Annotated in this window: 17 protein-coding genes and 1 tRNA gene; 14 read left to right on the top strand and 4 right to left on the bottom strand. The window is 66.8% G+C overall.

From position 1 onward, the window contains the following. Nucleotides 1-78 precede the first annotated feature (78 nt). The 6 genes from AB4Y98_RS03905 to AB4Y98_RS03880 all read left to right on the top strand — a co-directional run bounded on the left by AB4Y98_RS03905 (nucleotide 79) and on the right by AB4Y98_RS03880 (nucleotide 6,244). A complete protein-coding gene (locus AB4Y98_RS03905; RefSeq protein ID WP_442243809.1) occupies nucleotides 79-1,083 on the top strand; it encodes a 2-hydroxyacid dehydrogenase in 1,005 nt (334 codons plus the stop codon). An 84-nt stretch (nucleotides 1,084-1,167) separates the two neighbouring features. Beyond that, a tRNA-Thr gene (locus AB4Y98_RS03900) sits at nucleotides 1,168-1,243 on the top strand. A 148-nt stretch (nucleotides 1,244-1,391) separates the two neighbouring features. After that, a complete protein-coding gene (locus AB4Y98_RS03895) occupies nucleotides 1,392-2,072 on the top strand; it encodes a vWA domain-containing protein (RefSeq protein WP_051584968.1) in 681 nt (226 codons plus the stop codon). Between the two features lie 2 nt (nucleotides 2,073-2,074). Beyond that, nucleotides 2,075-2,830 (top strand): PP2C family serine/threonine-protein phosphatase, encoded by a 756-nt coding sequence (locus AB4Y98_RS03890; RefSeq protein WP_033830639.1) that lies wholly within the window; start codon nucleotides 2,075-2,077, stop codon nucleotides 2,828-2,830. Nucleotides 2,831-2,834: 4 nt separating this feature from the next. Further along, a complete protein-coding gene (locus tag AB4Y98_RS03885; RefSeq protein WP_051584969.1) occupies nucleotides 2,835-4,220 on the top strand; it encodes a hypothetical protein in 1,386 nt (461 codons plus the stop codon). After that, entirely contained in the window at nucleotides 4,217-6,244 is a 2,028-nt protein-coding gene (locus tag AB4Y98_RS03880; protein WP_442243808.1) for a TonB family protein, read from the top strand. Before AB4Y98_RS03885 ends, AB4Y98_RS03880 begins: the two co-directional genes overlap by 4 nt. A gap of 23 nt (nucleotides 6,245-6,267) precedes the next feature. Here the strand turns inward: AB4Y98_RS03880 and AB4Y98_RS03875 are convergent, their stop codons facing one another. Further along, nucleotides 6,268-6,900 (bottom strand): GyrI-like domain-containing protein, encoded by a 633-nt coding sequence (locus tag AB4Y98_RS03875; protein ID WP_312109747.1) that lies wholly within the window; start codon nucleotides 6,898-6,900, stop codon nucleotides 6,268-6,270. Then, the gene (locus AB4Y98_RS03870; RefSeq protein WP_312109750.1) at nucleotides 6,897-7,325 is read right to left on the bottom strand and encodes a VOC family protein; all 429 of its coding nucleotides are present in this window, start codon (nucleotides 7,323-7,325) and stop codon (nucleotides 6,897-6,899) included. The genes AB4Y98_RS03875 and AB4Y98_RS03870 overlap by 4 nt, the downstream gene beginning before the upstream one ends. Before the next feature lie 338 nt (nucleotides 7,326-7,663). Here AB4Y98_RS03870 and cyoA point away from each other — a divergent pair, with 338 nt between their 5' ends. The 4 genes from cyoA to cyoD are packed head-to-tail and all read left to right on the top strand — an operon-like array spanning nucleotide 7,664 to nucleotide 11,680. Beyond that, entirely contained in the window at nucleotides 7,664-8,704 is a 1,041-nt protein-coding gene (cyoA, locus tag AB4Y98_RS03865) for a ubiquinol oxidase subunit II (protein WP_312786440.1), read from the top strand. Between the two features lie 2 nt (nucleotides 8,705-8,706). Then, nucleotides 8,707-10,704, top strand: a complete 1,998-nt coding sequence (cyoB, locus tag AB4Y98_RS03860; protein ID WP_089239620.1) for a cytochrome o ubiquinol oxidase subunit I — start codon at nucleotides 8,707-8,709, stop codon at nucleotides 10,702-10,704. After that, nucleotides 10,701-11,339, top strand: coding sequence for a cytochrome o ubiquinol oxidase subunit III (gene cyoC / locus AB4Y98_RS03855; protein ID WP_442243807.1), 639 nt, complete (start codon nucleotides 10,701-10,703; stop codon nucleotides 11,337-11,339). Before cyoB ends, cyoC begins: the two co-directional genes overlap by 4 nt. Further along, a complete protein-coding gene (cyoD, locus tag AB4Y98_RS03850) occupies nucleotides 11,339-11,680 on the top strand; it encodes a cytochrome o ubiquinol oxidase subunit IV (protein ID WP_025873831.1) in 342 nt (113 codons plus the stop codon). The genes cyoC and cyoD overlap by 1 nt, the downstream gene beginning before the upstream one ends. A gap of 67 nt (nucleotides 11,681-11,747) precedes the next feature. On the opposite strand, the gene AB4Y98_RS03845 is transcribed toward cyoD, so the two are convergent. After that, nucleotides 11,748-13,805 carry a putative bifunctional diguanylate cyclase/phosphodiesterase gene (locus AB4Y98_RS03845; RefSeq protein WP_312786442.1) on the bottom strand — a complete coding sequence of 686 codons (2,058 nt, stop codon included), beginning with the start codon at nucleotides 13,803-13,805 and terminating at the stop codon, nucleotides 11,748-11,750. A gap of 148 nt (nucleotides 13,806-13,953) precedes the next feature. Between AB4Y98_RS03845 and radA the strand changes: the two genes are divergently transcribed. The 4 genes from radA to AB4Y98_RS03825 all read left to right on the top strand — a co-directional run bounded on the left by radA (nucleotide 13,954) and on the right by AB4Y98_RS03825 (nucleotide 20,237). After that, a complete protein-coding gene (gene radA / locus AB4Y98_RS03840; RefSeq protein ID WP_025873829.1) occupies nucleotides 13,954-15,330 on the top strand; it encodes a DNA repair protein RadA in 1,377 nt (458 codons plus the stop codon). Between the two features lie 132 nt (nucleotides 15,331-15,462). Further along, complete coding sequence (locus AB4Y98_RS03835; protein ID WP_442243806.1) at nucleotides 15,463-17,319, top strand: ATP-binding protein; 1,857 nt, start codon at nucleotides 15,463-15,465, stop codon at nucleotides 17,317-17,319. Between the two features lie 51 nt (nucleotides 17,320-17,370). Continuing rightward, a complete protein-coding gene (locus tag AB4Y98_RS03830) occupies nucleotides 17,371-19,677 on the top strand; it encodes a hypothetical protein (RefSeq protein WP_442243805.1) in 2,307 nt (768 codons plus the stop codon). 95 nt (nucleotides 19,678-19,772) lie between these two features. Then, nucleotides 19,773-20,237: a hypothetical protein gene (locus tag AB4Y98_RS03825; protein ID WP_442243804.1), complete on the top strand. Its 465-nt coding sequence runs from the start codon at nucleotides 19,773-19,775 to the stop codon at nucleotides 20,235-20,237. Nucleotides 20,238-20,345: 108 nt separating this feature from the next. On the opposite strand, the gene AB4Y98_RS03820 is transcribed toward AB4Y98_RS03825, so the two are convergent. Continuing rightward, the gene (locus AB4Y98_RS03820) at nucleotides 20,346-21,140 is read right to left on the bottom strand and encodes a cytochrome C assembly family protein (RefSeq protein WP_312111422.1); all 795 of its coding nucleotides are present in this window, start codon (nucleotides 21,138-21,140) and stop codon (nucleotides 20,346-20,348) included. Between the last annotated feature and the right edge of the window lie 60 nt (nucleotides 21,141-21,200).

Below are 21,200 nucleotides of genomic sequence, written 5' to 3'. Positions count from 1 at the left end.
GCCGTCGCGCCGCCGGTGCCATCCCCATCGGGGTGCGGGTGCGCTATGGTCGTGGCGGATTTCCGCGCAGGCCTTGCCATGCAGATCGCCGTTTTCAGTGCCCGTCCCTACGACCGCCGCTTTCTCGAGGAAGCCAACCTGCGCGAGGGGGCAGGGCAGGATTTCCAGTTCGTGTACTTCGACGCGGCGCTGGACGTGCACACCGCCGCGCTGGCACAGGACTGCGCCGCCGTCTGCGTGTTCGTCAACGACAGGCTCGATGCGCCGGTGCTGCAGGCCCTGCATGCGCTGGGCGTACGCGCGGTGCTGCTGCGCTGTGCCGGCTTCAACAATGTGGACCTGGCCAGCGCGAATGCGCTCGGCCTGTTCGTCGCCCGCGTGCCGGCCTACTCGCCGGAAGCGGTGGCCGAGCACGCACTGGCGCTGGTGATGACCCTCAACCGGCACACCCATCGCGCCTACAACCGCGTGCGTGAGGGCAACTTCATGTTGGATGGCCTGCTCGGCCGCACCCTGCATGGCAAGACCGTGGGCATCGTCGGTACCGGCAAGATCGGGTTGGCCACCGCGCGCATCTTCCGCGGCATGGGCTGCACTGTGCTGGGGCACGATCCGTATCCTTCGCCGGCTTTCACCGGGATCGGCACAATGGTTGAACTGGACGAGCTGCTCTCGCGCTCGGACATCGTCTCGCTGCATTGCCCGTTGACCCCGGATACCCAGCACCTGATCGACGACGCCTCGCTGGCGCGGATGAAGCCCGGCGCGATGCTGGTCAACACCTCGCGTGGCGGCCTGGTCGATACCCATGCGGTGATCCGCGCGCTGAAGTCGCGCCGGCTGGGCCACCTGGCCATCGACGTCTACGAGCAGGAAAGCGCGCTGTTCTTCCAGGACCTGTCCGGCGAGATCATCGACGATGAGGCCTTCCAGCGCCTGATGACCTTCCCCAACGTGCTGGTGACCGGCCACCAGGGCTTCTTCACCGTGGAGGCGCTGCAGGAGATCTCGGCGATCACGCTGGGCAACCTGGCCGATTTCGCGGCGGGGCGGGAGTGCGGCAACCGGGTGGCGGCGGGTTGAGAGCCCGGGCGGGTGGGCGTTTGACGGCAACCGTCACGACCGGATTGACCGCAGGGGCAGGGCGACCGTAAAATTGCCTGCTTCGCCGGAATAGCTCAGTTGGTAGAGCGGCGCATTCGTAATGCGTAGGTCGTAGGTTCGATTCCTATTTCCGGCACCAGTTTCAGCAAAAGCCCCGGCCTTGGCCGGGGCTTTTTGTTTGGGCGGCACGGTTCTCCGTCGGCCCTCGCCCCTGGGCCCTTCAGCTCTGCCTATAATCGGCCGCGCAGATCACCTGCACCGGTTCACCCGCACGGAGGCTTCCCATCATGTCCATTGCTGCAATCCCCGATGTTTCGCTGGTCGACAACAGTGAGCAGCGCACGCCGCTGATCCTGGTGCTGGACTGTTCCGGCAGCATGAGCGGTGGCCCCATCGAGCAGTTGAACGCGGGCCTGAAGCTGCTGGAGCAGGAGCTGAAAGCCGATGTGATCGCGGCCAAGCGTGTGCGCGTGCTGCTGGTCGAGTACGGCGGCATGGACAACGCGGCCATCAGCGGTGACTGGTGCGATGCGATGGATTTCACCGCGCCCACGTTGTCGGCCAACGGCACCACGCCGACTGGCGCGGCAGTGGAAGTAGCGCTGCAGGAGATTGAAGACGAGAAGGCGCGCTTCCGCCAGGCCGGCGTTGCCTACACCCGGCCGTGGCTGTTCCTGATGTCCGATGGACAGCCCACGGACGCCTGGGAAGCGGTGGCCGAGCAGTGCCGCGAGGCCGAGCAGCAGAACAAGGTGGCAGTGTTCCCGATCGCCGTCGGTAATGCCGACATGAGCGTGCTGGGTCAGTTCAGCCGCAATGGCGAGCGCGGCGTGAAGCGCCTGCAGGGCCTGCAGTTCAAGGAACTGTTCCTGTGGCTGAGCGCCAGCATGCGGGTGGTCTCCAATTCGACGCCCGGTGGCCAGGTGCAATTGCCGGCCACCGACAGCTGGTCACAAGTGCCGGTCTGACCATGGCCTGGCGCGTGATGGCCGCATCGGCCACGGGACGGTCCCATCTGGACCGCGGGCAGCCCTGCCAGGACGCCTATGCGTCGGTGCAGGTGGGGCAGACATTGGTTGCGGTGGTCTGCGATGGCGCAGGCTCCGCATCGCACAGCGATGTGGGCGCCCGGCATGTATCCAGCAGCGTGGCGGCGTCGGTTACCGGGTCCGCGCAGCTCGGCGCCGATCCACTGGCACTGCCGGTGGACGCGCTGCGCAGCATCATCGAAACCGCTGTCGACGATGCGCGCGGGCAGCTGGCGATGCTTGCGCTGAGCCAGGGCCTGAAGCTCTCCGACCATGCCTGCACGCTGGTAGGGGCGGTCGCTACGCGCGATGGCGGCTGGTTCTTCCATGTGGGCGATGGCGTGGCCGCCTGTGCGTTCAGCAATGAATCGCCCGATGCGGTATCGCTGCCCGCCAATGGCGAGTACGCCAACGAAACCTGGTTCGTGACCGGTGGCAACTGGCGCGAGCAGCTGCGGTTGACCCGCTTCGAAGGGGCCATCGATGCGCTGGTGCTGATGTCCGACGGCGTGCAGCCGTTTGCGATGTCGCGCGCGGGCGACAGCCTGTTCCAACCGTTCATCGCACCGGTGATCCGTTATCTGGCCGGCGTGGACGAGACCCACGGCAGCCAGGCGTTGCACGCGACGCTGGCCGACCCGCGCACCGATCAGATCACCGGCGACGACAAGACGTTGCTGGTCGCGCTGCCGGCCTGAGCACATGCCCGGGCGCAGCGGCGAAAAGGTCTACGACGCGCAGCGCAGGCCGCTCACCCTGGAGCGGTTGCTCAAGAGTGGCGGTGCGGGCAGCGTGTTCACCCTCAAGGAGCGGCCGCGCGAAGTGGCCAAGCTCTACCATTCGGACAAGGACGCGCGCGTCTACGAGCGCAAGCTGCAGGCGATGCTGGAGCTGCAGCCGGACCTGCCGCCGATGGAAGGGCAGGGGGCCGACCAGGTACAGATTGCCTGGCCGATGACCCTGCTGCGGGATCGCAGTGGGCGTTTCATAGGCTTCACCATGCCGATCCTGGATCTGTCGGCCACCAGCGATCTGGAGCATGTGCTGCAGGAGCGGCAGGCACGCGCCGAGGGCCTGCCTACCGGCCTGGGCGCGAAGATGACCTTGGCGGCCAACCTGGCGGTGATGCTGGCTGCGCTGCACCGGCGGCAGCACTATGTGGTCGACCTCAAGCCGCTGAACGTGCGGTTCTATCGCAGCACCTTGTTCATCGCGATGCTCGATTGCGATGGTTTCAGCATCCAGGGCAAGGGCGAGCGCTTCCCGGCCGGGCAGGTCACTACCGACTATCTGGCGTCCGAGTTCCAGCAGCCGGGGGTGAAGCCGGGCCAGGAGGAGGCGCAGGATCGATTCGCGCTGGCGGTGATGGTGTTCCAGCTGCTCAATTCCGGCCTGCATCCGTATGCGGGCCGGCCGCAGGGGGCGACGGTGCCCAGTGACCTGCCGGCGCGCATCGCCGCCAACCTGTACCCATATGCGCGCGGCAAGCCGCATCCGCGGATGTTGCCCTCGCCGGTCAGCGGCCATGAGATGTTCCCGCCGGCACTGCGCGACATGTTTGATCGTGCGTTCTCGGCGCAGGCGCGGCGGCGGCCTTCGGCGCAGGAATGGGCCACGCTGCTGCTGGACTACGCACGGCGCAACGCCGGTCAGCTGGTGGCGTGCGGCAAGGATGCGGCCCACCAGCATTTTGTCGGCATGCCCTGTGCCGCCTGCGCCCGCGCCGAACTGCTGGCCGGCAGCGCACGCGCGGCGCAGACTCGCACGCGGCAGAAACCGAACAAGGCCCGCAAGCAGCGTGCACGCACCGCCGCGCGCGTCGCCCAGGCGCAGCCGGTCGCCGCGCAGGCATCGGCGGCCAGCGGCGTGCCCGGGGTGATGTCGCGGGTGACGATGGCGGTGATCGGCACGCTGCTGCTGGGCTGGGTGATGGGCTGGGGCATGCCGGCCTACCGCCGCTACAGCGCGCTGGTGGATCCGGGCATCTGGGATGGCGTGGGGCTGGCCGTGCAGATGGCCATGCTGGCGATCGCGATCCTGCTGTTCATCCTGTTCGTGCCGATGCTGATCATGAGCAAGCGCCCATGAAGCTGCTGGGTGTACTGGCCGTGCTGTTGCTGGCGCTGATCGGGATGGCGCCGTTCTGGGGCGACCTCGGCGTGCTGGTCTACAGCTCGATCGGCTGGCTCGGACGAGTGCTGTCGAGCGGCGTGTTGAGTGATGGCAGGGCGGCGTTGCGTGCTGCGCTGCTGATCGGCGGAGCGGTGTCGGTGCTGTCATTCCTGCGCGTAGCGGTGCAGGACCGGGCCGTGGACTATCTGATCGCGTCGGTGATGTTCGGCTTCCTCTCTTTCGTCGTCTTTATCGTCACCGGCATTTCCGGGGATGGCGCTACGGGCGCAGGAAGCGGTCAACAGGGGCCGAGCTCGGTACTGGTCGGCGAGGATCGCACTACGGTTCCGCGCTGGTACTCGCGCGGTCATTTCGAGCGGGAAATGCTCAACAAGGTGCACGAAACCGCGCGTACTGCTGCCCGCGGTGATCTGCCGCGTACGCAGGCGCTGATGCAGGAGCTGGATCTGTGGGCGCGCAATGGCCCCGTGCTGCGCGAAGACCGCACCGAGTACGAGCGCCTGCGCGCGGCGTACAACGAGACCATCGAGACCCTTGCCGCCCGGTCCGGCCGCCGCACGCAAAGGACGGCGGGTCTGGCCAGCGATGCGGGCGCGATGGTGGACCGGCTGACGGCGGAGGAAGCGCGCGAGCTGGAGCTGAAGCAGGTCGAGCTGCTGCAGCAGATGTGGAAACTCTCGCCATCGAGCACCTCGGTTGCCATGCGCCTGCTGGCGACGGATCTGCAGGAGCTGGCGATCCGCTCACGGTGGTCGCCGCGCAAGCCGTTCGACCGTGAGGGCGACGCGGCACTGGAAGAGCGCCTGTGGCGCGTCCACGGCACGCAGGAGGTGTTGTTCGCCTATGCACCGCTGGAGGAGCGTCTGTGGAATGCCTACGCTTCGACGATGGTCGACACGGACGAAGAGCTGGCGCTGGGCGCGCTGGTGATTGCCGGACTGATCGACCGCAGTGACAAGAACGCTTCGTCCGATCCCGCCCGGTTCGACGTGAACACGCTGCTGCTTGGCAGCGACGTGTTCATGCTCTCGACGCTGCTGGCCAGTGCGTCCGAAGACCGCATGGAGATCCTGACGGCGCGCGCGACACTGCTGCTGGGCGATGACGATCGGCAGGCGAAGGCAGGCAAAGGCAATGCGCCGGACGCCGCCGACACCGCCGCAGACCCCGCTGGCCCCGCTGGCCCGGCGGTGTCGGAGCCTTCGCCGCCGGCGGTCCCGAAAGCGGACACCGCCAGGCAGGCGCAACGCGCGATGCCGCCAGCGGGGATGCTGGTCGATCGCAAGGGCCTGGCGTTGCGTACGTCACCCTCTCTGCCGCCGTCGTCGCCACCAGCAGAGTATGGGCAGGTGCTGGTCGACCTGCCCGCCGCCGGCTTCAAGGACCTGCGCCATGGCATCCCGCTGCGCGCACCTGTGGAGGCCGACAGCATGGTGACCCTGCAGGTGGATGTCTGGCAGACCGGCGTGGTTACAGCGGTGCTGGTGGAAGGCAGCAGTGGCAGCGCCCAACTGGATGAGGCCGCGCGCCGGGGCGCACGCACCTGGCTCAGCGCGTCGAAGGTGCCCACAGGCGGCGAGCGCAGGCAGGTGACGGTCGTGTTCAAAGCGCCTGTCGCCGCCACGCCGCCGGCGGTGACAGTGGACGCACCAGCGCCGACGGCCATGGAACCGCCGCCGCCGCAGCTGGACCCCGAGCAGGCGCTGGGTGCGCAGTTGGCGGCGATGACGCGCCGGCATCCCCCGCGTTATCCGCGTGGTGACGGGGAGACGGTGCTGGAAGGCAGCGTCGAGCTGCTGATCACCATGTCAGCCGAGGGGCGCGTGCTCGATGTGACCGTGGACCGCAGCAGCGGACATCCTGCGCTGGATCGCGCCGCCCGAGAGGCTGCACTCCAATGGCATGTCACCCCCCGGCGGCCGGTGACCACGGTCAAGCAGATCACCCTGCGTCTCCCGGTGCGGTTCCAGGGCGGCTGACGGAGCAGCCCGAGACGCGGCCGTCACCGCGCCCGCACCGGTTGCCGCAGCACCGTTTTCAGGCGAGCAGGCTCTACCTTGCGTGGGTCGCCCAGGTAGATCTCATGATGTGGCCCGGCGAAGGTCAGCCCCTGTGCCGGCATGATCCGTTCATGCAGTTCGGCCAGTGTCGGGCCCTCGTCATCGTAGGCGCCTACATGCAGCGTCTGCAGGCACAGGCCTTCCTCGTAAAGCGCCAGGCGCAGGCTCTGCGGCGCGGTACCGCGCTTGTTCGATGCCTTGGCCACCGCTTCGCTGAAACGCGGAACGCCGACGTCCAGCGGCGTGCGGATCATCATCGTCCAGCGCCACGCGTGCTTGCGCCGTGCCACGAAGCTGGACGGGTCGTCGGCCCACCACAGTCCCTCCAGTGGCGGCACCACGTAATCCCGTCCTTCAGCCTTCATCGCGAACTTCAGTGCGTAGCTGACCGAGTACAGCCACTCCACCGCATCGCGATAGGCCGGGGCCTGGTTCGGATCACCCTGGCCATCGACCATCACGAAGGACATCGGCGGTACCTCGACCCGCACGAACGAGCCGGCCGGTGGCCGGTACAGCGCCTTGTCCTGCGTCTTGAAGTCGATCTTCGCCGGCGTGGTGGCGGACCGGGTCATTGCGCGGCTCCGTTGGCAGGCCCCTTCAACTCCACCGTGTTGCCGTCCGGATCCTTGAAGTACAACGACAATCCGTCGCCCTCGGCACCGAAGTTGACTTCGGCCGGCCCCGGCACCGGTACGCCGTGGGCGGCCAGGTGGGCGACCAGCGCCGCTTCGTCGAAGGGTTCGACGCGCAGGCACAGGTGGTCAACGTTGCGCCCTTCGCTGCCCGGTCCGCTGCCGCCGTGGCGACCGAGCGTGCCGTCCAGGCTGATCAGGTCGATCATCGATGCGCCCGCGCGCAGGTGTACCAGGCCCAGGTGCTCGCGCCGCCGCACCACCGCGCAGCCCAGCACCTGGCCATAGAAGGCTTCGCTGCGGGCCAGATCGCGCACCCTCAGCACCAGGTGGTCGATGCGTTCAACGCTGAAGGGTCTTTCCATGCCGGGTTCCTCGAAGAATGGGGGGTCACAACTTGCTGAACCTGTTCAGTCGACTTTGCCGAACGAGGGGCCTCGTCGTCCTCGTGGCCGATGCTACGCTGCCGTCCCCGCGCGTTCTGCCTGCCGCAATGGCGCGGTGCGACAACGTGTCGCATCCAGATCCGGGCCTTTCCTGCGCCTGATCATTGTCAATGCCTTTCTTAAATGGTGGGTGACGGCCTAAAATTGAAAGGCTGACTCGACCCCACCTCACCTGCCTGTCTTCTGGACGGGTGGGCCCGGCTTTGGCCGGTGCGGGCAGGACGGGGAACGGCATTCCCTCGCAATTGGATCGACCGATGATTCCGTTGAAAACCCTTGGGCGCTGGTTGCGCCCGGGCCTGCTGCTCGCATTGCTGGTGATGCTCACCGGCTGCGATGCCGTGGCCATCCTCAGTCCGAAGGGCCAGATCGGCCAGGATGAAAAGACACTGCTGATCACGGCCACCGTGCTCATGCTGCTGGTCGTCATCCCGGTCATCATCATGACCCTGACCTTCGCGTGGAAGTATCGCGCCTCCAACACCAAGGCCCGCTACGAGCCGAAGTGGTCCCACTCGACGGCGATCGAGGTGGTGGTGTGGTCGATCCCCTGCATGATCGTGCTGGTCCTGGCGGTGCTGACCTGGCGGTCCTCGCACGCGCTGGATCCGTACAAGCCCCTGGAATCGGACGTCAAGCCGGTCACCATCCAGGCGATCTCGCTGGACTGGAAGTGGCTGTTCATCTATCCGGAAGAGAAGATCGCGGTCGTCAACGAGATCAAGTTCCCGGTCAACACCCCGCTGAACTTCGAGATCACCTCCGATACGGTGATGAATGCGTTCTTCATCCCGCATCTGGGCAGCATGATCTATTCGATGGCGGCGATGGAGACCAAGCTCCACCTGATCGCCAACGAGACCGGTGAATTCCCGGGCATGTCCTCGCACTACAGCGGTGCAGGCTTCGCCAAGATGCATTTCACTGCCTACTCGGTCACCGATGCGCAGTACCGCCAGTGGCTGGACCAGGTCCGTGCCGGCGAGCAGAGCCTGGACAAGGCCTCGTTCAAGGCGCTGGGCGAAGCGAAGAATTCCGAGTGGTACCCGGTCACCTACTTCGGCAAGGTTGAAGACAACCTGTTCGATTGGGTCATCGCCAAGCACATGGGCGACAACAAGCACTACGGCATGAAGCATTCCCATGCCGGTGCCGCTGCTGCCGACGCTGCCAGCCATGAAGCGCACGAGGGCCATGCCCCGAGCGACGCCCATGAGTCCAAGGAATCCGGCGAGAACCTGGATGCCACCGAACACGAACACGCAGGCCATGCCGGCCACGCGGGTTCGGGAGAATGAACATGTTGGGAAAACTCTCTCTTGAGTCGATCCCCCACGATCCGATCGTGCTGACCACCCTGGTCGGCGCGATCCTTGGTGGCCTGGGCGTCGTCGCCCTGATCACCAAGTTCAAGCTGTGGGGCTATCTGTGGAAGGAGTGGTTCACCTCGGTGGATCACAAGAAGATCGGCGTGATGTACATCATCGTCGCCTTCGTCATGCTGCTGCGCGGCTTCTCCGACGCGATCATGATGCGTACCCAGCAGGCCATCGCCGTCGGCGGGTCCGAGGGTTACCTGCCTCCGCACCACTACGACCAGATCTTCACCGCCCACGGCGTGATCATGATCTTCTTCGTGGCGATGCCGCTGATCACCGGCCTGATGAACCTGGCCGTGCCGCTGCAGATCGGTGCGCGCGACGTCGCGTTCCCGTTCGTCAACTCGCTCAGCTTCTGGCTGTTCGTGTCCGGTGCGGTGCTGATCATGCTGTCGCTGTGGATCGGTGAATTCGCCGCCACCGGCTGGCTGGCGTTCCCGCCATTGTCGGGCATCGAGTACAGCAACAATGTAGGTATGGACTACTACATATGGGGACTACAGGTGGCGGGTCTGGGTACCACGTTGAGTGGTATCAACTTCTTCATCACCATCCTCAAGATGCGCACCCCGAGCATGAAGCTCATGCAGATGCCGGTCTTCACCTGGACCGCTCTGGTGACCAACGTGCTGATCGTCGCCGCCTTCCCGGTGCTGACCATCACCCTGGTGCTGCTGACCCTGGACCGTTACCTGGGTACGCACTTCTTCACCAATGACGGTGGCGGCAACGCCATGCTGTACATCAACCTGATCTGGATCTGGGGTCACCCGGAAGTCTATATCCTGGTGCTGCCGGCCTTCGGCGTGTTCTCCGAGGTCATCGCGACCTTCTCGCGCAAGGCCCTGTTCGGCTACAAGGGCATGGTCTACGCCACCGCCTGCATCGGCGTGCTGTCGTTCATCGTGTGGCTGCACCACTTCTTCACCATGGGCTCGGGTGCCAACGTCAATGCCTTCTTCGGCATCACGACGATGATCATCTCCATCCCCACCGGCGTGAAGATCTTCAACTGGCTGTTCACCATGTTCCGCGGTCGCGTGCAGTTCACCACGCCCGTGCTGTGGACCATCGGCTTCATGGTCACCTTCACCATCGGCGGCATGACCGGCGTGATGCTGGCGATCCCGGCCATCGACTTCGTGCTGCACAACAGCCTGTTCCTGATCGCCCACTTCCACAACGTCATCATCGGCGGCGTGGTGTTCGGCATGTTCGCCGGCATCACCTACTGGTGGCCGAAGATGTTCGGCTTCCGCCTCAACGAGTTCTGGGGCAAGTGCGCGTTCTGGTGCTGGTTCATCGGCTTCTATGTGACCTTCATGCCGATGTACGTGCTGGGCTTCATGGGCATGACCCGTCGTCTGCAGAGCACCGTCAACCCGGCCTACGAGCCGTTCCTGCTGGTGGCCGCTGTGGGCGCCTTCATCGTGGGTGCCGGCATCCTGTGCCAGATCATCCAGGTGGCCGTGTCGATCCGCGACCGCAAGAAGACTGCCGACCTGACCGGCGACCCGTGGGATGCCCGTACGCTGGAGTGGGAAACCTCTTCGCCGCCGGCTTTCTACAACTTCGGCACCCTGCCGGAAGTCACCGAGCTGGACGATTTCTGGGAGCGCAAGCAGCGTGGTGAAGCCTGGCCGAAGCCGGCCAAGTACACCGACATCCACATGCCGCGCAACACCGGCACCGGCGTTGTCATCGGCGCCTTCAGCATGGTGTTCGGCTTTGCGATGATCTGGCACATCTGGTGGCTGGCCATCATCGGCTTCGTCGGCATGATCGCCACGTTCATCTACCGCACCTTCGACCAGGACGTGGACTACTGGGTCCCGGCTGCCGAGGTGGAACGCATCGAGAACGAACACCGCAAGCACCTGGAAGCCCAGGGCCTGGTGAAGTCGGAGCTGAAGGCATGAGCACCAATACCTCGACCGTGAACCACGGGCACGCCGCACACGCGGCGGCCCATGGCCATGACGACCACGAGCACCACGACACCGGCGGCAACACCGTCTTCGGTTTCTGGGTGTACCTGATGAGCGACTGCCTCATCTTCGCCTCGCTGTTTGCCACCTACGTGGTGCTGGCCGGCGGCACTGAAGGCGGCCCCGGCGCGAAGGACCTGTTCGAGCTGCCGTTCGTGGCGTGGGAAACCGCGCTGCTGCTGACCTCGTCGCTGACCTTCGGCCTGGGCATGATCTCCATGCACCGCAAGCAGGTCGGCCAGATGTTCCTGTGGCTGGGCATCACCTGGCTGCTGGGCTTCGGCTTCATGTGCATGGAAGTCTATGAATTCCAGCACCTGATCCATCAGGGCTACGGTCCGGACCGCAGTGCCTTCCTGTCGGCGTTCTTCGCCCTGGTCGGTACCCACGGCCTGCACGTCAGCGCCGGCCTGCTGTGGCTGCTGGTGATGTTCGTGCAGCTGAAGAAGTACGGCCTGACCCCGACCAACAAGACCCGCATGGCGTGCCTGAGCCTGTTCTGGCACTTCCTGGACCTGATCTGGATCGGCGTGTTCTCCGTCGTCTACCTCAATGGAGCGCTGTAATGGCACATGACAACCATGCACACGACCACGCCGCCGGCGGCGAAAGCCACGGCACCGTGAAGTCGTACCTGATCGGCTTCGTGCTGGCGGTGGTGCTGACCGTCATCCCGTTCTACATGGTGATGTCGGGTGATTTCTCGCGCACCGTCAACGGTGTGGTGATCGCCATCACCGCGGTGCTGCAGATGCTGGTCCACCTGGTGTTCTTCCTGCACCTGGACCGCTCGTCGGAGAGCCGCTGGAACGTCAACGCTGCGGCCTTCACCGTGGTGGTGATCGGCATCATCGTGGTCGGTACCCTGTGGGTCATGCACAACATGAACGTGCACATGATGCACTGAGGCCGGCAATTGCGGGAAGCCGGCCAGCGGCCGGCACTACCAGACGGATCCGACCCCGCACACCGGTTCAACCGACCTTGCGCAGGAACTCCTCGGCCTCCATCGGCCGCCCCAGGTGGTAACCCTGCAGCTGGTCGCAGCCCAGCTCGCTCAGGTAATCGCGCTGGGCCTGGGTCTCCACGCCCTCGGCCACCACCTGCAGCTGCAGGGTACGGCCCAGCGCGATGATCGAGGACACGATGGCGGAATCTTCGTCATTGCGTTCAAGGTCATGCACGAACGCCCGGTCGATCTTCAGCTCGGTGGCCGGCATGCGCTTGAGGTACAGCAGGCTGGAATAGCCGGTACCGAAATCATCGATGGCGATGTGCACGCCCATCGCGGTCAGATCGTTGAGGATCGCCAGGCTGGCCTCGACATCCTTCATCGCCGTGGTTTCGGTGATCTCCAGGGTCAGCCGCGCCGGGTCGATGCGGTGACGCTGCAGGACCGAACGCACACTCTCCAGCAGGGCCGGCGAGGCGAACTGCAGCGGCGACAGGTTCACCGCCATCGTCCAATGGCTGTGTCCGCCGTCATGCCAGGCGCGCAGCTGCGCGCACGCCTGGTCCAGCACCCAGTCGCCGATCGGCAGGATCAGGCCGCTGCGCTCGGCGATGGGAATGAACACGTCCGGCGCCAGTAGGCCCAGTTCCGGGTGCTGCCAGCGCAGCAGCGCCTCGGCGCCGGTGGCCGGTGCATCGGCCGCCGGGAATTTCGGCTGGTAGTGCAGCAGCAGTTCGTTGCGCGCGATCGCCTTGCGCAGGTCCTGCAGCAGCCGCAGCTGACGGTTGGCACTGAGCTGCATCGAGGGAATGAAGAAGGTGTAGCCGTTCCGGCCGGTTTCCTTGGTGTGGTACATCGCCGCATCGGCATGTGCCATCAACTCGCGTTCGTCGCTGGCATCGTCCGGATACAGGGCAATGCCCAGGCTGGCGGTGACCTGCAGCTCCGCCGCGTCCAGCACGAACGGTTCACCGGCCGCGGCGATCACCCGCTCGGCGACCACCGCCGCATCATCAGGTGCATCGATGGCCAGCACGATCACGAACTCGTCGCCGCCGAGGCGGGCGAGGGTGTCCTGCGGGCGCAGCTGCGCGCCCAGGCGCTGGGCCACCGCGACCAGCAGGCGGTCACCCAACTGGTGGCCGTAGGCATCGTTGACGGCCTTGAAGCCATCCAGGTCGCAGAACATCACCGCCACCGACTGCTGGCGGCGTTGCGCCTTCTCGATGGCCTGCTCGATGCGATCCTGCAGCAGCATGCGGTTCGGCAGCTGGGTCAGCGGATCGTGCAGTGCGGCCTGGATCAGCTTGTCGTTGGCGTGCGCCAGGGAATCGGCCAGCAGGCCGGTGCGCACGCGCATCTGGCGGTCGAACAGCGAGGCCACCAGGGCGATGCCGAGCGTGGCCAGGGTGGTCACGATCACCAGCACTGCCAGCCAGCGGGGATCGATGCCGCCGCTGCCGATGGCGCCGCAGACGCTGCCTGCCGGGAAGCGCGCGGCAGCCATGCCGGTGTAGTGCATGCCGACGATGGCCAGGCCCATCACCAGCGACGCCAGCATCCGCAGGCGCACCGTGTTGCGTTGTTCCACGCGCAGCCGGAAGGCAATCCACAGCGCTGCACCGGCGGCAGCGACAGCCACCGCGATCGACGCGGCAAACCAGCCTGGGTGGTAATCGATACCGGGCTGCATGCGCATGGCGGCCATGCCCAGGTAGTGCATGGCCGCGATACCCAGTCCCATCAGCACCGCACCTGCGGCCAGCCGCTGCAACGGCAGGCTGGGGCGCGACACCAGCCACAGCGCATAGGCCGACGCGCCGATCGACACCGCCAGCGAATACAGGGTGATCGCCAGGTCGTAGCCGACCGGAACCGGCAGTTTGAAGGCCAGCATCGCGATGAAGTGCATCGACCAGATGCCCAGGCCCATCGCGGCGGCACCGCCGGCCAGCCACCAGCGGGCGACCCGGCCCTGGGCCGTGGCCAGGCGGCCGGCCATATCCAGCGCGGTATACGATGCCAGCATGGCCACCAGCAACGAGATGGCGACCAGGCTCTGACTGTAACTACCAGTCATGTTGAATCCAGAGGAGGAGGGAGGGGCGCCCGCAAGGCGCACGCCCGCCACCGCTATCGGCACAGACGGGTGGGACTTGAGTGGTCGCAGCAGCTGCGACCCGGCTCGGCTATCCTGCCACGCTCGTTGCCCCTGCAGGAAATCTCCGATGGCCAAAGCCCGCACCGCGTATGTCTGCAATGAATGCGGCGCCGAATACAGCAAGTGGCAAGGCCAGTGCACGGAGTGCAATGCCTGGAACTCGCTGTCGGAAATCGTCCTTGAGAGCGCTGCGGCGGCCAAGGCGCCCGCGTCGCGCCGTGCCGGCTGGGCGGGCAAGATCGACCCGCCGAAGATCACGGCACTGAAGGACGTGGCGCAGACCGAGCACAACCGCGTCAGCACCGGGATCGGTGAATTCGACCGCGTGCTCGGCGGCGGCCTGGTCGAGGGCGCGGTGGTGCTGGTCGGTGGTGATCCGGGCATCGGCAAATCCACCCTGCTGCTGCAGGCGGTGGCGAAGATGGCCGCGGTCCTGCCGGTGCTCTACGTCACCGGTGAAGAGTCACTGGCCCAGGTCGCCGGCCGCGCGCATCGGCTGGAGCTGCCGCTGGAGGGCGTCAACGCGCTGGCCGAGACCGGTGTCGAATCCATCCTGCAGCACGCCACCAAGAGTGGGCCGCGGCTGATCGTGGCCGATTCGGTACAGACGCTCTGGACCGAGACGCTGACCGCCGCGCCCGGTTCGGTCAGCCAGGTGCGCGAGAGTGCCGCACGGCTGGTGCGTTTCGCCAAGGAAACCGGAACCGCCGTGTTCCTGGTCGGCCATGTGACCAAGGAAGGCGGCATCGCCGGCCCGCGCGTGCTGGAGCACATGGTCGATGCCGTGCTGTATTTCGAAGGCGAGAGTGGCAGCCGCTTCCGCCTGCTGCGTGCGTTCAAGAACCGCTTTGGTGCGGTCAACGAGCTGGGCGTGTTCGCGATGGGCGACAAGGGCCTGAAGGAGGTCTCCAATCCGTCGGCGATCTTCCTTTCCGGTGCCAGCACGCACCAGCCCGGCAGCTGCGTGATGGTTACCCGCGAGGGCACCCGGCCGCTGCTGGTGGAAGTGCAGGCGCTGGTCGACGCCTCGCCGCTGTCCAATCCGCGCCGCGTGGCGGTGGGGCTGGAGCAGAACCGCCTGGCCATGCTGCTGGCGGTGCTGCATCGGCATGGCGGCGTGCTGGTCGGCGACCAGGACGTGTTCGTCAACGTGGTCGGCGGCATCCGCGTGCAGGAGACCGCCGCCGACCTGCCGGTGCTGCTGGCGGTGCTGTCCTCGCTGCAGGACCGTCCGTTGGCCGAGAAGACCATCGCGTTCGGCGAAGTCGGCCTTTCCGGTGAGATCCGGCCGGTGCCAAACGGCGAGGATCGCCTGCGCGAGGCGGCGACCCACGGTTTCAAGCGCGCCATCGTGCCCAAGGCCAATGCCCCCAAGGGCGGCTCGGTGAAGGGCATGGAAGTGATCGCGGTCGAACGCCTGTCCGAGGCCATCGACGCGGCGTGACGGGGTCGGGTGCGTGCTCGGACCTGCAGATGCGGCCGACGGCACAGCAGCGGTCAGCCAGCCTGTGCTAGTTTTCCCGGCTCGACGAAGGCGCCCCCTGGCGCCTTTCCGTGGCAAGGAGTAATCGTTTACATGCAGGACCCGATGTTCAGCACCCCCGCCGCCGAAATCCGCCGCGCCGGGGTCGATCTCAATGGACTGATGACGGTGCTGGGCAAGCACCTGTATTCCACGCCGATGGTGGCGCTGCGCGAGCTTGTGCAGAACGCGCACGATTCGATCATCCGTCGCCGTATCGAGCAGCCCGGCATCCAGAGTGTGTCGCGCATCGACGTGCAGGTCGATGTCGCCGCCGGCGTGCTGCGCATCACCGATACCGGTGCCGGCCTGACCCGGCAGGAAATCCACGATTACCTGGCCACGGTCGGTGTCGGTTACACCCGGGGCCTGCGCCAGGACGGCGAGGACGATGAAGGCCTGATCGGCATGTTCGGCCTGGGTTTCCTGTCGGCCTTTGTATTGGCGCGCCGTGTCAGCGTGCGCACCACCTCCTACCAGACACCAGAGCTGGGCCACCTGTACGTGTCCAGCAACGCCGAGCAGTACACCGTCAGCGAAGTGCCGGCGCGCGCGATCGGCACCGAGGTCGAGCTGGAGCTGCATCCGGACTTCCTGCCGCTGGCCAACGAAGCGCGCCTGCACGAGGTGCTGGGCCGCTACTGCGCGCTGCTGTCCGAGCCGATCTTCATCGGTGCGGCGACCGCCGCGATCAATCCCGAACCGCCGCCGTGGCGCGGGCAGGGTGACGTCGCCCTGCATCCGGTGCAGGCACGCCGCCAGGCGCAGCAGTTCGCGGCCCGTTTCGAACACGATTTCGAGCCCATCGTGACGATGCCGCTGCAGTCCGATGGCAGCAGCGACGCCCTCGGCATGCTCTGGGTGCAGGACGGTGCCACCTACGGCACCAGCGACAACCGCAACCTGTCGGTGTTCGTGCGCGGCATGCTGCTGGACGACGATGCGCGCGACCTGCTGCCGCCGTGGGCCGGTTTCATCGGCGGGGTGATCGAATCGTCGAAGCTGACCCCGACCGCCAGCCGCGAGGACCTGCAGCGCGATGACCACTATCGCGACGTGCAGCACGCCCTGCTGGAAGCGCTGATCGATGGCCTGGCCGACGTCGCCCGGCAGCAACCCGAAGCCTGGCGCCGCGTGCTCAGCCGCCACAATGAAGCCCTGCTGGGCGCGGCGCTGTGCGATGAGCGCCTGTTCGACCTGCTGCTGGAACACGTGCGCGTGCCGACTTCGCAGGGTGACCTGCCGGCCAGCGCGTTGCCGGCGCGCGGCGCAGTGCATGTGATCCTCGACAACGGTGGTGGCTTCGAGGAAATGCTGTTCCGCGCGATGGGCGTGCCGGTCGCGCATGGTCATCGCTACGCGGTGGTGCCGTTCCTGCGGCGCTGGGCCCAGGCCAAGGGCCTGCGCCTGGTCGAACTGGGTACCGAGCAGGGCAATCGCGCACTGTTCCGCACCGACGACAGCCTTGACGATGCGCAGCTGGCCTGGCTGCGCGAACACCTGGGCGATGGCGAACAGCTGCTGCCCGCGCGGTTCAGCCCCGAGGCGCTGCCGGTGGTGGTGGTGCCCGACCGCGAGGCCGAACTGAAGCAGCGCCTGGAAGACGACGAGAACGACAAGCGCGTATCGATGGCGGCACTGCGGCTGGCGCGCCAGTTCACCGCGCGCATCGAGGCGCGTGCGCCGTCGCGGCTGTACCTCAACCTGGACAATCCAGCGGTGCAGGCGTTGCTGCAGGCCCAGCGCGAGGGCCACCCGCAGGCCGGAGCGGCCGCGCGCCTGCTGCGCTCGCTGAAGATCATCGTGTCCGCACAGGGCCGGCCGCTGCAGCAGAGCGCGGCGACGCCGGGCCCCGATCTCAATGGAGCATTTACCGATATTGCCGGTGCCCTGCAGCAGATGCTGCGCTGAGCACCGCTACCCCCTCTCATCCAGCCTTCGCTAGACAGGAGCATTACCCCCATGGATATCTGGAACTGGGTCGAAAAACTGCAGGAAGACCTGCGCCAGGCAGGCCAGGCGCAGAACGCCCACCTGCTGACCCGCCTTGCCGATGAAGTCAGTGAACTGCAGGTCGACCGCGTCGATGCACTGCTGCCCGAAGCGCGCGCGCTGGGCAAGGCGCTGGACAACCCCTGGGTCGACGTCTATGTCGGCCATTGGGCGCTGCGCAACCGCGTCGGCAACCGCGTGGAAGGTGAAAGCGCGCTGGGCGAGTCGGTGGCGCTGTTCGAGCGCGCACACCGTGCCGATACCCTGGACTGCCCGCAGTCGATCTGCGTCACCCAGGATCTCGCCGCCTGCTACGGCAACATCGATGGTCCGGGCTGGGTGCCCGAACGCATCGAGGTCTGCGACGAGACGCTGGGCCGCATCGACCCGAGCTGGGCCTGCTTCCAGTGCCTGAGCTGCGAGAAGGCCGACGCGCTGCTGGACGACGGCCGCGGCCAGGATGCGCTGGATTACCTGCAGGTGCAGGCGGCGGCGATCCAGGCGCGCGGCAAGGAAGTGTTCGACAGCTTCCCTGAAATGCAGATCAAGATCCTGCTGGCCAGCGGCCGTGCGCAGGAAGCGCTGGCGCTGATCGAGAAGCGCGAAGCCGAAGTGGCCGCTGCGGGCGAATACGAGCCTGCCAACTGCACGGTGCCGCGCCGGCTGTCCAAGGCCTGGGCACTGGCCCAGCTGGGGCGCGATGAAGAGGCGCTGCAGCAGCTGGTGCCCTGGAGCGAGCTGACGCCGAATCACTGGCGGTTGTGGGCCAATACGGCTTCGACACTGTGCAGCCGTGATGCCGCCCGCAACACTTGGGATCTGGGAACGCGCTTCAACACGATCATCGAGCACTTCGCCGCTGTCGGCGCGCATCGCCTGGTGATCGAGATCGCCGCGTTGAGCCTGGAGCTGGCCCTGCAGCGCGGTGCACGCTGGGTGGCGCAGCGCCAGCTGGGTCTGGCCCGCACCCATCTGGCGCAGCTGCGTCAGGACCGCGGCGCTGCCGCGCTGGTGGCCGGTCTGGCGGCACGCATCGAAGCGCTGCCGCAGATGGCGCCGCTGCCGGTGCCTGCCGCTGAGCTGCTGGCGTGGCTGGAAGCGCAGGGCGAACAGAACCAGTCGCGCGATCCCGAGCGCGAAGCGCAGTGGCTGCTGCAGGCGCACGCCGAGCGGCCGGACGACGGCGCGCTGGCCGAGGTCGCCGCCTCGGCGCTGCATGCGTGTGGCGCGAAGACCGAAGCGCAGGCACTGCTGTGGGACTTCGTGCGCGGCCACGCACAGGAAGACGGCGCGGCGGCCTACACGCTGATGCGTTGGCTGGCCGAGCAGGGCGATGATGATGGCCTGCGCAGGCTGGCCGCGACCTACCGCGACAGCGTGCCGGTGTTCGCGCACTGGTGCGAGGTGCAGCGCGCACGGCGCGCGTCCGACTGGCCGGCACTGGAACAGGCCGCGCAGGCGTTGCTGGCGTTGTCGCCGGGCTCGAATGGCGCACGCGGGACGCTTGCCCGCATGTACATGGAGACCGGCCGCTTCAGCGAGGCGCAGGCCTGTTACGCGCAGCTGGTGGAACTGCTGGAAGAGCCAAACGGCGCACACTGGGACCACATGAGTGCGGCCAGTGCGGCGCGCGACTGGGACGCAGTGCGCCGCTCGGCAGCAGCGATCGGTATGGAACTGTCCAGCCAGCAGGGCGTGGTCGAAGAGCCATGGGGCTGGGTGATCATCCGCAGCGAAGAGGGCGGCGAGCCGATGGAGTACTACGCCCGCCGCAGCGGCCCGGTGACCGCGCGCATCGTCGAGAACGCACCGGCCAACCGCGCACAGCAGGTGGGGGACTGGGTGGTGTTCGACGCCGGCCTGGTACACCCCGCACCAGAGGACGAAGCGGAGCGCGAGCACTTCATTCCGACCTATGCGCAGGTGCATGTGCTGGAGCGGGGTGGTTTCGCGCGCAGCTGGCTGGTCGACGGCGCGCACCCGGGCGAGGAGGCATGGAACGCTTTCGTGGAGGCAGCCGAGGCACAGGGCTGGAAGGTGTGGTCGCACAGCCGTGCGGACTACACCGTGACCGATCCGGACGCGGAAGACGGCACGCTGCCGGGTCTGTTGTTCACCGTCGCGCAGCCGCAGGACCATGCGCCGCTGGCGCTGCACCGCTTCCTGCAGCAGGCCACGGCGGATTGGGCACATCCACACTGCTGGCTGCGCCTGGCCGAGGCCTGCGACCAGGACCGCCAGCCGCATCTGGACGCGATCGAACGGTACGGGTTGTAATCCGCCGATATCGGGGGTGCCAGCCGCTGGCCGGCAACCCCATGGAATCACGCGTTGCCGGCCAGCGGCCGGCACTACCACCAGGGAATTGGAACATGCGGAAGACAGGGATGTGGGTGATCATCGGCCTGCTGCTGGCCCCCACCGTGCAGGCCGCGCCGGCCTGCCAGCAACCGGCTGACGTGGCGCGGGCCTTCTTCGAAGCGACCACCGGCAAGGGCGACCTGCTGGAGCCGCCGCAGGCACTGGTCAGTGCGGCGTTTGCCAAGGCGCTGCACGGCGAGCGTGCCTGCCAGGTGCGCGAAGAGGGCATCTGCACGATCGATTCCGATCCGTGGCTGGATGCGCAGGACGGGGAGATCGACAGCCCGGTGCGCTACAACTGGAAGCAGGCCTCAGCCACGGCCGGCCAGGTCGAAATGCGTTATCCGGTCTGGGGCAAGGCGTACGTGACCCGCGTGCCGATGGTGCGCAAGGGCGAGGGCTGCTGGCAGGTCGATGACATCCTCACCAACAGTGGTCGCTCGGTGCGCAGGATCCTGGCCCAACCGCTGCCTTGAGCTGGGGCATCCACGCATGGCGTGGATCTACTGTGCTCCGATTGCCGGCCGGCGGCCGGCACTACCAGGTGATGTTGGGGTGGGTGCCGACCGTTGGTCGGCACGCCTCTATCGCGAATGCCCGAACACCAGCTCGATCACGAACTGGCTGCCGAAGAACGCGAGCAGCAGCAACAGCATCGCCGTCAGCGTCCAATGCACTGCCTTCGTGCCGCGCCAGCCATAGCGGCGGCGGCCGATCAGCAGCACGCCGAACACGATCCACGACAGCACGCTCAGCACCGTCTTGTGCACCAGCTTCTGCGCCAGCAGGTCGTCGACGAACAGCACGCCGGTAACCAGGGTCAGGGTCAGCAGGGCGAAGCCGACGGTGATCACCCTGAACAGCAGCGATTCCAGATCGGCCATCGGCGGCAGCGCACGCAGCCACGGACGGAATTCACGGCGCCGCAGCGCACGTTCCTGCAGCCACAGCATGATCGCCAGCAGCGCGGCGATGCTCAGCGTGGCGTAGGCCAGCAGTGCCAGCCAGGCGTGGCTTGCCAGGCGCCAGCCCAGCAGCTTGCTCGGTTCATGGCCGTAGCCGTGGTAGACCACCAGCAGCAGCGCGGCCAGCGGGAACACCACCACGCCCAGGGTGGACATGCGCCCGCGCGCGCCCACCAGCGAGGTCAGCCACGCCATTCCCAGGCCGACCAGCGACAGCGCGGCGAAAAAGTGCATGTCCGGGCCGCCGGTCGTGCGCATCGCCACCAGCACGTGATAACCGCCATGCAGCAGCATCGCCGGCAGCGCAGGCCACAGCCACGCGGGCGAGGTCACCCCGTCGTTGCGACCAAGGGCACGCACCAGCAGGGCGCTGGCGGCCAGGTAGAGCAGGACGGCGATGAGAACGATTGTCATCGTTGAAGTTTCGCATACCCCCGCGGTGCTGGCGACGGGCGTGGCGTCGCAGTCCGGGGA

The organism is Stenotrophomonas sp. 2YAF26 (assembly GCF_052114625.1).
GTDB lineage: Bacteria > Pseudomonadota > Gammaproteobacteria > Xanthomonadales > Xanthomonadaceae > Stenotrophomonas > Stenotrophomonas indicatrix.
Note: the sequence above shows the minus strand (reverse complement) of the source record. Positions and strands in the feature narration are given on the sequence as shown.